Source organism: Sphingobacterium sp. UBA7249 (assembly GCF_002472835.1).
GTDB lineage: Bacteria > Bacteroidota > Bacteroidia > Sphingobacteriales > Sphingobacteriaceae > Sphingobacterium > Sphingobacterium prati.
The window spans coordinates 193,568-207,590 of record NZ_DKST01000004.1; the positions used below are offsets into that span (position 1 = coordinate 193,568).

At 40.3% G+C, this 14,023-nt stretch carries 13 protein-coding genes and 1 riboswitch; of the genes, 3 read left to right on the top strand and 10 right to left on the bottom strand.

The window, feature by feature from the left end:
- Nucleotides 1-231 precede the first annotated feature (231 nt).
- The 9 genes from tenA to B4A24_RS03365 form a co-directional block, all read right to left on the bottom strand.
- On the bottom strand, nucleotides 232-885 hold the full coding sequence (tenA, locus tag B4A24_RS03325; RefSeq protein WP_293942607.1) for a thiaminase II: 654 nt from the start codon (nucleotides 883-885) through the stop codon (nucleotides 232-234).
- A complete protein-coding gene (thiD, locus tag B4A24_RS03330) occupies nucleotides 869-1,711 on the bottom strand; it encodes a bifunctional hydroxymethylpyrimidine kinase/phosphomethylpyrimidine kinase (protein ID WP_293942608.1) in 843 nt (280 codons plus the stop codon). Before thiD ends, tenA begins: the two co-directional genes overlap by 17 nt.
- Nucleotides 1,708-2,340, bottom strand: a complete 633-nt coding sequence (thiE, locus tag B4A24_RS03335; RefSeq protein ID WP_293942609.1) for a thiamine phosphate synthase — start codon at nucleotides 2,338-2,340, stop codon at nucleotides 1,708-1,710. Before thiE ends, thiD begins: the two co-directional genes overlap by 4 nt.
- Nucleotides 2,330-3,133: a hydroxyethylthiazole kinase gene (gene thiM, locus B4A24_RS03340; RefSeq protein WP_293942610.1), complete on the bottom strand. Its 804-nt coding sequence runs from the start codon at nucleotides 3,131-3,133 to the stop codon at nucleotides 2,330-2,332. The genes thiE and thiM overlap by 11 nt, the downstream gene beginning before the upstream one ends.
- Before the next feature lie 79 nt (nucleotides 3,134-3,212).
- A riboswitch (TPP riboswitch) is annotated at nucleotides 3,213-3,305 on the bottom strand.
- A gap of 244 nt (nucleotides 3,306-3,549) precedes the next feature.
- Entirely contained in the window at nucleotides 3,550-4,380 is an 831-nt protein-coding gene (locus B4A24_RS03345) for a VanW family protein (protein ID WP_293942611.1), read from the bottom strand.
- Between the two features lie 80 nt (nucleotides 4,381-4,460).
- Nucleotides 4,461-5,624 (bottom strand): hypothetical protein, encoded by a 1,164-nt coding sequence (locus B4A24_RS03350; protein ID WP_293942612.1) that lies wholly within the window; start codon nucleotides 5,622-5,624, stop codon nucleotides 4,461-4,463.
- Nucleotides 5,625-5,757: 133 nt separating this feature from the next.
- The gene (locus tag B4A24_RS03355; RefSeq protein ID WP_293942613.1) at nucleotides 5,758-6,501 is read right to left on the bottom strand and encodes a dienelactone hydrolase family protein; all 744 of its coding nucleotides are present in this window, start codon (nucleotides 6,499-6,501) and stop codon (nucleotides 5,758-5,760) included.
- Nucleotides 6,502-6,668: 167 nt separating this feature from the next.
- Nucleotides 6,669-7,517, bottom strand: coding sequence for an NAD(P)-dependent oxidoreductase (locus tag B4A24_RS03360; RefSeq protein WP_293942614.1), 849 nt, complete (start codon nucleotides 7,515-7,517; stop codon nucleotides 6,669-6,671).
- A 151-nt stretch (nucleotides 7,518-7,668) separates the two neighbouring features.
- Nucleotides 7,669-8,295, bottom strand: a complete 627-nt coding sequence (locus tag B4A24_RS03365) for a Crp/Fnr family transcriptional regulator (protein WP_293942616.1) — start codon at nucleotides 8,293-8,295, stop codon at nucleotides 7,669-7,671.
- A 370-nt stretch (nucleotides 8,296-8,665) separates the two neighbouring features.
- On the opposite strand from B4A24_RS03365, the gene B4A24_RS03370 reads away from it, so the two are divergent.
- The 3 genes from B4A24_RS03370 (at nucleotide 8,666) to B4A24_RS03380 (ending at nucleotide 13,017) form a co-directional block, all read left to right on the top strand.
- Nucleotides 8,666-11,278: a TonB-dependent receptor gene (locus B4A24_RS03370; RefSeq protein ID WP_293942618.1), complete on the top strand. Its 2,613-nt coding sequence runs from the start codon at nucleotides 8,666-8,668 to the stop codon at nucleotides 11,276-11,278.
- 87 nt (nucleotides 11,279-11,365) lie between these two features.
- The gene (locus tag B4A24_RS03375) at nucleotides 11,366-11,749 is read left to right on the top strand and encodes a hypothetical protein (protein WP_172394663.1); all 384 of its coding nucleotides are present in this window, start codon (nucleotides 11,366-11,368) and stop codon (nucleotides 11,747-11,749) included.
- 71 nt (nucleotides 11,750-11,820) lie between these two features.
- Complete coding sequence (locus B4A24_RS03380; RefSeq protein WP_293942621.1) at nucleotides 11,821-13,017, top strand: tetratricopeptide repeat protein; 1,197 nt, start codon at nucleotides 11,821-11,823, stop codon at nucleotides 13,015-13,017.
- Nucleotides 13,018-13,113: 96 nt separating this feature from the next.
- On the opposite strand, the gene B4A24_RS03385 is transcribed toward B4A24_RS03380, so the two are convergent.
- Nucleotides 13,114-13,971, bottom strand: a complete 858-nt coding sequence (locus B4A24_RS03385; protein WP_293942656.1) for a prephenate dehydrogenase — start codon at nucleotides 13,969-13,971, stop codon at nucleotides 13,114-13,116.
- Nucleotides 13,972-14,023: the final 52 nt, after the last annotated feature.

Below are 14,023 nucleotides of genomic sequence, written 5' to 3' on the forward strand. Positions count from 1 at the left end.
GTTTTGTCTATTATTAGTTTTTAATTTTATGCGTTTACTATTTCTATTTTTCAATTTTCATTTCGAAAAGCAGCCTCATTTCTTCCTTACTTATATAATAGTGATGCCAAAAAGTAAAAACTGCGTAAATCGTTGATAGACATTTCTTTTTGTTTTAAGGCATTTTTAACTATTGCCCATTTATGAACAATCGGTGTTCACTATCGAACAATTTATTGTTGTTTTTGGTGGCTACCACATTCTTTTCTCATACGCTGCTTGCCAGAAATGATATTCCAATCGAGAAGCCGTTATAAATGCTTGTCGCATTTTCTCTCGATTTGTTGCACTACTTTGTTCAGAAATCTGATCAACATAATTTTTCGCTTTGTTCACACCCTCAGCAAACTCGTCACCACTATAGGTATCAATCCACCTGGAATAGGGGTTTTGGCTGCCATTGGTGATAGACAGGATGTGATCGCCAACTTCCTTATAAATCCAAAAGCAGGGCAATGTTGCGGCCATAGCAACTTCTATGGGTTCAAATGCGGCGACGCTTTTCAGAAAATGGATATAGTGATGGCAAATAGGTTCAATTTTGCTTCCGTCTTCTGGAGCTAGGCCAAATTCTTTAAAATAGTTTTCATGGAGGGCTTTTTCGACAATGAGTGCATTGCGTCCGAATTCAAAATAGTCAAGGGCCTGCTGGTTGTTGGCGCTTTTTGCTCCGATAAAAGCTAAGACTCGTCCAAATTCCTCTAGATAGAAAGCATCCTGGCGCATGTAAAATTGAAATTTATCCAGGGGTAAGCTGCCATCGCTTAGTTCTGAAATAAAAGGCATCGTTATGATATCTGCGTAGATAGGTTTGATCGTATCCCATGTTTTATCGCTCCATTTCATGAAAAATAAGTTTAGAAGGGTTGTGGAAATGATTAAGTGGCCCATTTCCTTTGCCAATAACGAGATCTTTACTTCCTTTGATTGCCTCGTGGACATAATCTAGTGCGATCGCAACAGCCTGATCAAGTGTTTTTTTTTGCGCCAACTGACTGGCTATTGCCGAAGAAAGCGAGCAACCCGATCCATGCGTGTTTTTGCTTTCAATTTTTTGTGATTTAAACACCTTTGGCAATGTATTTTGCTGAAAAAGGAGGGAGGTAAGTTCAGTGCTTTGCAGGTGTCCACCTTTGATAAGTACTGCTTGGCATCCTTTTTTAAGGAGTGCAATACCTGCTTCCTCCATCGCTGGAACGTTGTCTATGGTTTTTCCTACAAGTACACTGACCTCATCCAGATTGGGGGTGATCACTGTTGTTTGTGGGAAAAGTAGGTCCACGCAAGCCTGTATCGTATCGTCATGAATTAATTTATGGCCACTTGTAGCTACCATTACAGGGTCAAATACAATTGTTCCACGGTAGTCTTTCAGGTAGTTGCTGATGAGTTCGACGAGTTCAATGTTGTGAACCATCCCGATTTTGATCGCATCCGGATAAATATCGTCGAAGATTGCATCCAGCTGCTCTCGGACTGCTTGAGTAGGTATTTCGTAAATATTGCGTACTCCCTGTGTATTTTGTACTGGTAAAGCTGTCAAGACGTTCATTGCATAGCATCCCAGGGCCGATATGGTTTTCGTATCCGCCTGGATGCCAGCTCCGCCGCTACCATCAAATCCCGCTATGCTCAGTACAGTGGGTACAGTGTATTTTTTTGTTATGTTCATGTTAATAATTCCTTTAATTGGGCACTACGTTCCCTTGGATCTTTACTTTTGCAGATCGCTGATACGACAGCAATTGAATTTGCTCCTGCTTGCCACGTACTTTCGATCGTATCCAGGTCCATGCGTCCAATGGCGATCAGGGGTTTTTCGGTTAAATTCCGTACCTGGCACAATCCGCTGATTCCCCATTCTGTAATGGTATCTGTTTTTGTTTTCGTTGCAAAAATGGGGCTCACACCAAGCTGATCTACCGCCCGCATCTGTTCACTGTCCAGTTGTGCAAGATTTTCAAGTGACCAGCCAATTTGAATCTGCTGTCCATATTTCTCCCGTATTTCCAAAGGTCGACAATCATTCTGTCCAACATGTACACCCCAAGCTTCAATTTCGAGCGCTATACCAACGGCATCATTGATGATCAATGGGATCCCATAGTGGTCGGTGATTCGCTTTAGCTTCTTCGCTTTTTCTAGAAATCGCGCCGGAGTTTCGTTTTTCTCACGCAACTGAACAATATCCACACAGCCGTGGATGGCTTCCTCAGCAACATGAAGCCAGGATTGTGGGTAGCAATCCTGTTCAGAAATAACTAGATACAGTGGATAAGGAAACAAGGGATTAATTGCCATATTGTTTAATGTTGAGATCAGTTTTGATGCGATCAGCATTCAGCTGATAGAGCTCATCATAGATATTCACCTGTAGGGAACCAGGCCCCAAGGACTTGGCCGCTGCCAGTTGACCCGCGAGACTCAAAAGGGCGACTCCGGCTGTTGCTGCTTCAAATGGTTGGTCTGCAACACCTAAAAATGCGCCGATCAGTGCAGTTGAACTACAGCCCAGTCCTGTCACCTGGGTCATCATCGGATGCCCATTGTGTACTTCGACTGTATATTGTTCAGATAGGATATAATCTACCTTTCCGGAGATGCAGATGATTGATCCCACTTGTTCCTGCAGTGCTTGGCCATATCCAACAGCAGCTTTACTGTCTGCGGTGCTGTCGACACCTTTGGTATTGACTTGGTTGAAATTGTAAAGGCTCATGATTTCCGAAGCATTGCCTCGTATGACCGTTGGCTTTAATTCCAGCAGATTTGCTAACAGATCATTGCGAAAAGCCGATATACCAGCTCCTACAGGATCTAATACCCAGGGGCGGCCAATGTTATTGGCATGTTCAGCTGCGACAAGCATGGACTCGGCGGTGAGTTCACTCAATGTACCAATATTAAGAACCAGCGACTGGGCAAGGTCTACCACCTCGCGTACTTCTGATGGACTATGTACCATGACAGGGGAGGCGCCGAGGGCAAGTAGTGCATTGGCAGTACTGTTCATGACAACCAGATTCGTGATATTATGTACAAGCGGTTTTTGTTGTTTGACCTGTGTTAACAGGTTGATAATTACATCTTCCATTTCTTTTTGATCGCTATGTTTGTAGGTGGCTTTGTCGGGAAGAAATGAGACAGATAGGCTGTCAGGTATATCGCAATATACATAAGCGGTTGCTTTTCCCTACGCCGGTATAAACCGGATCAGGTTCGAAGGGACTATCTCAATTCTATACAGAATACCCCCAAAGCCATATCAAATTTAGGCAAAAAAAAGGACTTTTTATAGGTGCTTTATTACATAATCTCGGAATAGTAAAATAAGCTATTAACCAATAGGCCCGTGTAAGAACGCATTCTCGATCCAATCAACTGAGGAGAAAATAGACCATGTGCATGCACAGTGAAACGATGTGCCAGAGATGATTAAAGGGCGGCAGGTCTTTTGCTAAAAAATTGTATTGCTCTCAACGCTGCATTCGGTGTACTTAGGATAGCATCCTATTTTTCAAGTGGTAATTCCATATAGTCGGAAGGGATATAGGTAACGCGTGCAAAATTTTTTGTCAGGAGTTCTGTGTCAAGAACCTTTCCGCCCTGAAATTTTAGGAACTTTTCCCGCCAGATTTCATTTTTCCGGTAAAATTGATCTCCTATTTTAAGGAATTGATGTTCTTTTTCAAAAACATGGTAAGCGAAATCGAGTTCCTTATTGACGCGTAATTCACCTTCAAGACATTTTTCAGTAAACCAGAGGTTGATCTGAAATGTATAGTCCGTGTTGTTGGTGAATTGATAGTCACGATAGTTATAAAATACCGTCGCACCGCTTCCGAAGGGCAGCACACGGCCATCGTCAGGAAAAGGGTCAAACGAATGATGATAGCGCTCTGTAACTGTCAGGGGGCTATGGATAACAAGCCAATGGATTAGGTTGGAGATCTGGCAGATTCCACCGCCAATACCTGCCCGCGCTTCACCGAAAGACAATTCCATCCCCGGAAGATAACCTTTCTTTTGTGTGGGCTGGCCGACCAGTTTACAGAAAGAAAACGTTTCACCCGGGCGGATCAGAACACCATTGATTTGCTTTGCCGCGATCTTTAGGTTGGTCACTTTGTTGATTTGCAGCTGCATATTGTTTTCTCCTAGCTTCTTTAATAAAACAGACTGGTGCTTTTTTATGCGGTACTGCAACGCTGTTGTAGACTTGGTTTTTGTATAGTTTTTATTGTCCAGCAACCAAATGGCCTTTCTTTGTATTCTTCTTGCCCAGACAGCAAGAAAATACAGCAAAGGGTGACGTTGACTTATTAATTTCCGTTTTTTCACTAATGACGAATAACTGTTTATTGCGTTGAAGAAAAGTTGGTCATAGGACAATGATTTACTTTTATTTCAGTTCGCGAGTTTTAATTATTAAGAATTGGATTAACTTTTCTTTGTATTGTTTTAGAAGTGATTTTATTCTGTTTGTCAAATACAGTGCTCTCATATTGGTAGTCGCCCAGTTCTTTTGAGACTATTTTCATTTCCAATGTACCATCACGATAAAATAGGTAGGTAGTTTCGTTGCCTTGTACAGCTATTTTGGTTTCAGCAGTGAGCTTACCCGCTGCGTCAAATTCCTGCCACGAAGAGAAATCGCTTGCTTTTGGATCATCATAGTAATACAGTCTACGGTTTTCGATGGCATTATTTAGCCCCGAAACTTCTTCAATAAGCTGACCATTTTCATTGTAACGGTGGTCGATCCAATTCATCCGTTGGTAAGCGAAATGAATGGATTCCTCTCGGACCAGTTGATATTGATTATTTAAATGATAGATGGATACGCTTTGTCGTTCGGCATCGCTAATGAGAATAGTATGCGGTAGGTATTGGTAAATTGTACTGTATGTCCATTTGCTGTTGTGAAGCTGCTGTATCGAATCGATTAATCCCCATTTGTTGTAAAAATATTTGGTGTAATAGTTGACTCCATTAGATAAATTGTTGGTTGATAGCTCTTTGCCTTTCTGATAAACAATCGTCATAATGCCGTTGGGTTTTTCGGGGTTCTCCGCTGTAAAAGTCTGCGAAATGTAGGTTCCGTCATATCTGCCTTTTTTCTGATTGGAGTAGATCGGAAGACTAGATCGGGAAATGATGGCCTTCGCATATTGTTTGGAAGGTTTAAACGGAATAGCAGCTATGGAATCGAAGAATAGTTTTGCGTCATATTTAAGTGCTTTTTGAGATGCACTTGTCTCCTTATTGTCCGTCAATATTAGCTTTGCGGCCTGGAGATAGCTTTGGCTACCATAGATCACTTTTGGTCGGCTTTGACCATCAAATAGTATCATGGCATTTCTTTGCTTTAGTTTGGGTACATCCACTGTCCATTTACTTTTGTTGACCACAAAAGTAAGTAGTTGGGCATCTGTCTTTGTAACCAGGAGTTTAGTCGTGCTATAGGGAACTTGTCGAATAATTTCATTAGCCTTTTGATCGTGAAGGCGCATCATAAAATCCGTTGATTTATCAGATCCATTGATAACGAAGAGTATGGCTTGGGTAGGTGCTGCGATTTCCATTGATTTTTTTTCCTGCGGTTTTGCTGGGAGCACACAGGTCAGCAATACCAATAGCTGGAAAATCACATGATGCAAAACTGTTGATTTCGAAGGACAGCTCATTTTGACCGGGAAAGACGAGTTGTGCTGACTTTTAGTGTAACACTTCTCTTAGGAATAATAAAGTATGCTCCCAGGCACGTTTGGCCATGACAGGATTATATTCTGGTGATTCCGGATTGGTAAAGGTATGGCCAGAATTGGCATAGGTAATGATCTGCCAGTCCGCTTTTCCTTCATTAAGTTCCTTAATCAATCCATCATAATCTTCTTTTGATACACTTTTGTCAGCTGCGGGATGTTCAACCAATACTTTCACACCGATCGCAGTATTGGGTCTGTCGGGTGATTTGGAGAGCCCACCATGAATACTGATCACAGCTGCAACGGGTAAACCAGCGCGCGCTGTTTCGAGAGCTCCTGTTCCACCGAAACAATAACCAATTACTGCAATTTTTTTAGGATCTGCTCCAGTCTTCTTCAATTGTTCCAGAGCAGCTGCAATCCGCTGCTGATAGGCTTTGTAGTCTGCTTTGTAATGGGCCGAAATTTTCGAGGCAGCGGTATTGTCCGCTGGAATATTTCCTTCTCCATAGATATCGGCAATGAACGCAATGTAGCCCGCTTTTTCAAGTTGCAAAGCGGCTTGTTTCGCCTCATTATCTATGCCTTTCCAAGCAGGTAAAATAAGGACCGCAGGCCCTTTTTTATCTGCATTGGACGTGACGAGCCCATTCAATTGTTGTGTTCCGTCGTTATAGGATACCTGTTTTAACTCCTGTGATTTCATGCTCATGGTAACAATAGTCAATAGAAAAAATGTTAAAGCTGTTTTCATCTGTTCCTGTTTTATTCGACAGATGTTGTTCGCGATTAAATGAAGTTTTAACTTCCGCCAATTCATCTGCTATTCGATTTGATTAAACCATTTGTTTATGATTGTCCTTTAAGGTAACTGCCTTGTGTGAGGTAGGGGCCTTAATATGTTTATTAACCCTTATAAACTCAGGATTGTTTTATAGATTCAATAATTCCGATCACATCCAATTGTCCCAAACCTTTTTCATGTGCTGCCTGGTAGGTGTCAAGAAGGGTTCCGAGTAACGGATAAGCTGCACCCGCCTTTTGGGCCAATCGAATATCTTTTAACATCAGGTCCAGCGCAAATGCTGCGCTATAATTTCCTTCGATGAGCAACGGTGTTTTTACTTTTGTTGCTCCGCTACCACTGGCGCTATCGTTGATAATCTCTAGCATTTCACTGCGTTCAATCCCCAATTGATCGGAGAATAAGATAGTTTCGGCTAACCCCTGATAGATGATTGATAGAAAGTAATTGATGGCAAGTTTTGCAGCAATACCTTTGCCATTTTCACCAAGATGTTTAATGGATTTTCCCATCTTTTCTAGGTAAGGTCTGGCACGCTCAAGGTCTGATTGTTCTCCACCCACCATAATGATCAGTGTACCTTCTGCGGCAGGCTTGGTACTTCCGGCCACAGGTGCATCCAGAAAAGTGGCCCCTTTTTCTTCTAGCTTTCGGGCAATATCAATACTTGCATCCTGTGAAATGGTACTCATATCCACAAATAATTTTCCGCTGATAGGCTGTTCAAGAATTTTACCATAAACCTCCTGAACTGCAGTATCGTTGGTCAACATCGTAAACACAATAGCATTGGCATTGACCAGATCAGAGACTTTTTCGTAAACAGCTGATTGCGCTTCGAAATCTGTTGTTTTTGTTATAGTTCTGTTATAAACGGAAAGAGGGAAACCTGCTTTTTCTAGGTTTTTTGCCATGGGGTGGCCCATATTTCCCAATCCGATAAATCCTACGTTTTCTGTTCTCATATTAAATTAAATGGTGTGAATCGAGTATTCTCTTACCAATAAAGATACAAATGTTTTTGGATTCATATGGCTCAAAGCAGTAATAGGACTTTGCAGCTTTGAGATCCGCCCGATCGGCCACGATATTCGCTGGTATAATGCGATTTTGGATCTAGATCAATACTCTGATTTCATTCCTGAGCAGTACAATTTTATCTTCATTCTCCAATTTTTTTAAGATCCGCGAGACCACCACACGTGAGGTGGTCAGATCGGATGCAATATCTTGATGAGTGAGGGTAAGAATCCGGTTGTTGGTAAGGTTTACTTTGGCTTTCAGGTAATTTAGGATACGTTCTTCCGTATTGGAGAATGCCAGATTATCTACCGCCTGGAGCATCTCATTCATCCGGCTGGCATAACTTGATATAATGAAATTCCGCCAGGAAGGATATTTTTCCATCCAGTTATTGACCTGTTCATTAGGGATCATCGCTACGGTAGTATCTTTTTCCGCCCACGCACGGATTTCACTTTTTTTATTACCCATACAACAGGCAATGGACATGGTGCAAGTCTGTCCTTGCTCAAGATAGTATAGCAGGAGTTCACCTTTCGTTTCATCCTCCCGAACCACTTTGATCGCACCTTCTAGCAGTAGGGGCATGGCTCTGATATATTGATCAGTATCAATAATCAGATCACCTTCATGGAATGTTCTGATTCGCGCAGTCTGTGTGATTTCTTCAATTAATGCAGGTTCAAGAACGCCCGCGTAAGCTTGCTCAATGGACAACATAGTTTTTTATTAATACTTAAATATAGCCATTTCGACCTTATTCTTTGCTGTAGTAATAAAGGCAACCTTAGGTAGATATCCGGATAAAAAACAGAAATAAAAGAATATGCTGACTTATTCAAAGAAGACAAAATTTTATTTTGTCTTCTTTTCGTATATTTCCATTGAAACCATATTTTTATTGTATTTCTATTAACGAGCTGATTTTTGATTTGCTGTTTTGATCTTAAAATCACGCTTAATCTATGGAAGTGTAAAATTCGAAGTGAATATAAATGGACTGATTATAGTTATGCTCATGTTAAAATTAGTTAAAAAGACAATCAATTCCTAATTTTGCGGCACAAAAAACAAAACAATCACATCTAACATGAAAAAGTCTTTACTTTTTTTTGCACTTGTTTTTGCTAGCTATGGATCAATTCATGCACAAACGGCAAATACTAGTTCGATTTCAGGAGTTGTTAAGGAGGCTGCTGGACAAACAGTTAAAGGAGCAACCATTAAAATCACCCACATCCCAAGTGGACAGGTAGTAAGCGGTTCTGCCGATGCTCAAGGAAAATTTCAAATTTCAAATCTTCAAGAGGGTGGTCCCTACAAAGTGGAAGTGACCTACATTGGTGAAAAACCAGTTGTCATTGAAAACATCATGTTGAAATCGGGCGAATCGTTGAATATAAATCCGACTTTTTCGGAAGAATCTTCAACGAATTTAGATGAGGTTGTTATTGTTGGGCATGGTGTTATTGATATCGCTGTGGGTAGAAAAACACCGATTGCAGTATCAACAATCCACAAAAAGGATTTAGAAGAAAAAGTAGGGGCACAGGATATTACTTCAGCTTTGGCCAATACACCGTCTGTTTATATTACTGGCCAGGCAAAAGGTTTTGGTGAGTCGTCTATGACTACACGTGGTTTTGACCAATCTAATACCGCATTTTTATTGAATGGTCAACCGATCAATGGCATGGATAATGGGAGTGTTTACTGGTCAAACTGGTCTGGGCTTACTGATATTGCCTCATTGGTGCAAATTCAACGTGGTTTGGGCGCTTCCAAATTAGCGATCTCGTCTGTTGGGGGGACTGTAAACTATGTAACGCAATCTACTTCAATGAAAGAAGGTGGCTTTGTAAGGACAACTGTCGGTAATGACATGTTTATGAAAGCCACTGTCGGTTATAATACTGGCCTCATGAAAAATGGATTTGCTGTTTCGGCAATGTTCACCCAATGGTCTGGTAATGGTTATATGGATCATACCGAAGGTGCGGGACAGAGCTATTTCCTATCTGTAGGTTACAAAGCTAGCGAGAAGCACAACTTTAACTTTATGGTAACTGGCGCTCCGCAATGGCATAATCAAGGGTATACCTCAAAACTGTCAAATTATCTACAATTTGGTAAACGATATAATGATAATTACAAAGATGCCAATGGCGTCATGATGAATGCACAAAAGAATTTTTATCATAAACCAGTGGCTAATTTAAACTGGGATTGGACTATCGATGATAAATCTTCATTATCTACTGTTGCGTATGCTTCTTTAGCTGCAGGTGGTGGCCAAGGACTAAAAAGTGATAAATATAACAAAGAAAAATACCTAGCTGCTGATGTGAACAATCATCAATGGTTTGGCGTTGTTTCAAACTATAACCGCAAGCTTTCAGAGTCTTTGAATTTTAATATCGGTTTTGATGTGAGGGATTATAAGGGAACGCATTACCGTAAATTGACTGATCCACTTGGCAATACAAATGGTGTACTGCTAGGAGGAAATATCAATATTACTGATCCGGTATATCTGACTAATACGTATTCAACGAACCCTTGGAAGGCATTCTCAAGCAAACCGGATTCGCGCGATGAGCGACTCGCTTGGGACTATAACCAATACATCCGTTATGGAGGTTTGTTTGGCCAATTGGAATATGCTAAAAATGGATTTACCGCATTTTTCCAGGGATCCGTCTCTGAACAGCAGAACAAACGCTATGATTATTTCCAATACACACCTGGAAATGAAAAGTCCAAAACAGTAAACAACTTTGGATATAACACGAAAGGTGGTGTAAGTTATACTTTGGGTCAACACAGTATTTTTGCTAATGCCGGATATTATTCCCGTCAGCCTTATCAAAATAATATTTTCATGAATTATGCAAATGATATTAATGAAAATGCTGAAAATGAAAAAATCCTTGGTTTAGAAGCCGGTTATAAATTTGCTTCACGATTCTTGGATGTCAATTTGAACGTTTATCGCACGACTTGGGAAAACCGTGTTACAGGTAGTTCAAGATTGGCAACGGATAAAGATGTTGCTAAATATAATCCAACGAACGATCCGAATATTCTGCTTGCCGGACAATTTATTTATACATCAAATTATGGTGTTAAACAGGATCATAAAGGAGCGGAATTAGATGTTGCGGCACGTCCATTCCATGGTTTGACTTTAACAGGATTCGCATCAATCGGTGATTGGAAATACGATGGAAAAGTTACGGCTATTGAACGTAATGATAACCGTGTTGAATTGGGTAGGGAAGAGGTTGATTTGACTGGAGAACATGTTGGGAATGCCGCACAAACAACATATGGCTTTGGTGCAAAATATGTTGTATTCAAAGGTTTTTCTGTGGATGGTAACTACAGGCAGTATGATCGTTTGTACTCGTCAAGACACAGGACAGTTGAAGAGGACGGTAAAAAAGTTGGACGTGTAATGGAACTTCCTTCGTTCAATCTATTGGACGCCGGATTATCCTATGAGGTTAAAGTAAGCGATAAAAATACGATGAGCTTCCGCGTTAACATGAACAATGTGTTAAACAAATTCTATATCTCTGAAGCAACCTCAAGTACAGTGACAACAGACGTCAACAATACCTGGAATGGCATCGATACCTCCAATTTCGTATTAATTGGTCAAGGTAGAACTTGGAATGCTTCTGTTAAGTTTACATTCTAATAAAATCTTATTAAAAAACAAAAAAAAGNNTTTTTTTTGTTTTTTAATAAAAACTTAATACTTTTAGGTGATCTAACTGTCGACCTGATGTTGCATAAATTAATTTGTCTGGAAAATTTACAGATAGGTACCGTTTATTTTTCTGCTTTTGTCGTAAACCTGGATGGTGGAAATACAGGTTTTGCTTTATTTATTAACCAAGAAAATGATCCGATTTTTATTTTTCGAAAAGAGAAGAAAAATGAAGTGTCTTTTCATGTAAACGAAGAACAATTCTTCTGGATTGTAAAAAATAGTCAGTTTACAGCTGATGAACGCCAAAGTTTTTTTGCGGAATTTGTGGAATTTCTCCGTTTAATGGAGGATAAAGTTTCTAATTATGTCTTTAAGCGTGAAAAACTTGTCAGATTTACTAATTCAAGGGATATCGTTCGGTATAAATATCTTTATTTGACCGGTGAACTGAATTAAAACTGTTTTCTTAAACTGGTATTGCAGGTTGTTAAATTTCTTTTCTATCGAAATTTAGCTTAGTTTTGGGTATGAAGCAACTGATATCAAATCTATCTGTTACCCTCCGGGGCAATGCTTTTACAGAAGCGGATTTTAAACTTCCGTCTCCTGTATTACTTGCTAAGTTTTCTTTTTTGCCAATTTCGTCTTTTTTTCCAACGGATATCATTTCCTTCTCCCAAGATGAGTTTGATCACATTCACCAAAAGGATATTAAGCTCTTATTAAGGGGATTTTCTATCGGAATCATTGGTGGTGGTGATCCTGTACAGCTTTTGGAAGAAGCGATTGATTTGGCTAACAGTGTGTTGGCTTATAGTTACCTTGGGCTCTATTATTTTAAAATACAGGCTTATGATCAAGCTATCGCCGTCTATACTAGAGCAATTGAATTATTTAAGGAAGAACCCTATTTTTATGCAAGCCGCTGTCTAGTCTATCGCATTATTGGCGAGGATGAAGGTGCATTTTATGATTACCAAATCGCTAAACGATTGGATTTTAATTATCACAGTGTATTGGAATGGCAGGAAAACCAGGCTGAGGTAAGCTATTTTGAAGCAGAGAATCTGGTCATTCAAGAATTGGAATCTACACAGAAAAATCTCAGTACGGATGAATTGAACTCGTTGGGACTCGAATATGTACATTGTTACGATTATCTGAAGGCGATCGAATTGTATACCATGGCCATCAGTAAAAATACGACAGATGATAGTAATCTCTTCGTTTTTAGAGGAAGTCTCTACTTGAAATTAACCTGTTTTGAACTGGCTTTGAATGATTTTAACCGGGCGATCGAATTGGATGGAAATCAAACTGCGGCCTATGTATTCCGGGCCAAGGTATTTGAATCATATCGTTATTCCGAAAAAGCACTACAGGATTACGCAAAAGCCGAAGAAAATGACCATAACTCATCGATCGTCTATGAAGAACGGGCTTCTCTATTCGAGCGTCTAGGCTGTCTACCCGAAGCATTGTCTGATTTTGACCGGTTGGTCGAACTGAATCCTGAGGACTTTTATGTGTATTCTCTACGGGCAGATCTTAAGGAAAAACTAGAGGACATGCACGGCGCGTTGGTTGATTATTCAATGGCTATCGAGTTAAATCCTTATTATTCAGATCTATATTCTTATCGGGCTGCGATTAAAGAAAAGTTGGGCGATTTTGCGGGGGCAAAACTGGATTTAGATAAGTTTAACGAATTGGAAGATGAATAAATAGCAAAGGTTCCGGCAATGACGAAGGAACCTTTGCTATTTTATGTTTTATCCAAAAAGGATCAACAGCTGTTTTTTTGAGTCATATTTCGATCGCTATTTAATGATTCGTTTAATCTTATTTGAACGCTTGATCAGTTTGTGCAACTTGTCATAATCTTCACTGGCGATCGAATCATGTAAGGACTGCAGCTGTTTGATATGTTCCTCCAGTACTTCCAGTACATTTTCCCGATTCTGTTTGAAGATAGGGGTCCACATGTCGGGTGAACTTTTTGCTAGGCGCACGGTAGATTCAAAACCTGAACCTGCCAGCTCAAAGATACGTCCCTGCGATTTCTCCTTCTCTAGGACCGTTAGGGCTAATGCGAATGAAGTGAGGTGAGAGATATGTGAAACATAGGCTGTATGTACATCGTGCTCGTCCGCGTTCATGAAGCAGGTGCGCATCTCCAGTTGATCGGTGATTGCATCGGTGATTTCGAAAGCATCTTCGTCTGTCCTGAAGGCCTCGACATAAACCATCATCTTCCCTTTAAAAAGACCGGCAACAGCAGCCTCCGGACCCGAATATTCTGTACCCGCCATTGGGTGGGCAGCAATATAGCGACCTCTATTTGGATGATCTTTGATTTTGTTGAGTATGTTAGTTTTAGTTGACCCCATATCGATAACAACTTGATCGGTGACCTGATCAAGAATCTGTGGAACAACCTGCAAAATAGCATCAACAGGAATAGTTAATATAAGTACCTTACATGTTTTTATTGCTTCTTCCAAGGTCATTGCTTCGTCGATAAAGCCTATCTGCTTGGCTTTGTCAAGATTTTTCTCGCTTTTATCTACGCCGATAATCTTACTGCAGAATTTTGTTTCCTTTAGGCGAATGGCAACTGAGCCGCCAATTAAGCCTACGCCTACGATGGCAATATTCATATGTGAATAATTATTAATTCGTGTTTATTGTATGTATAAATGCTTCACATTTATTTTACGGGCTCTTGAA

Excerpts from the sequence above, each read along its gene's own strand:
- tenA (WP_293942607.1), bottom strand. The coding sequence starts at position 885 with ATGAAATGGAGCGATAAAACATGGGATACGATCAAACCTATCTACGCA.
- thiD (WP_293942608.1), bottom strand. The coding sequence starts at position 1,711 with ATGAACATAACAAAAAAATACACTGTACCCACTGTACTGAGCATAGCG.
- thiE (WP_293942609.1), bottom strand. The coding sequence starts at position 2,340 with ATGGCAATTAATCCCTTGTTTCCTTATCCACTGTATCTAGTTATTTCT.
- thiM (WP_293942610.1), bottom strand. The coding sequence starts at position 3,133 with ATGGAAGATGTAATTATCAACCTGTTAACACAGGTCAAACAACAAAAA.
- B4A24_RS03350 (WP_293942612.1), bottom strand. The coding sequence starts at position 5,624 with ATGGAAATCGCAGCACCTACCCAAGCCATACTCTTCGTTATCAATGGA.
- B4A24_RS03355 (WP_293942613.1), bottom strand. The coding sequence starts at position 6,501 with ATGAAAACAGCTTTAACATTTTTTCTATTGACTATTGTTACCATGAGC.
- B4A24_RS03360 (WP_293942614.1), bottom strand. The coding sequence starts at position 7,517 with ATGAGAACAGAAAACGTAGGATTTATCGGATTGGGAAATATGGGCCAC.
- B4A24_RS03365 (WP_293942616.1), bottom strand. The coding sequence starts at position 8,295 with ATGTTGTCCATTGAGCAAGCTTACGCGGGCGTTCTTGAACCTGCATTA.
- B4A24_RS03370 (WP_293942618.1), top strand. The coding sequence starts at position 8,666 with ATGAAAAAGTCTTTACTTTTTTTTGCACTTGTTTTTGCTAGCTATGGA.
- B4A24_RS03375 (WP_172394663.1), top strand. The coding sequence starts at position 11,366 with ATGTTGCATAAATTAATTTGTCTGGAAAATTTACAGATAGGTACCGTT.
- B4A24_RS03380 (WP_293942621.1), top strand. The coding sequence starts at position 11,821 with ATGAAGCAACTGATATCAAATCTATCTGTTACCCTCCGGGGCAATGCT.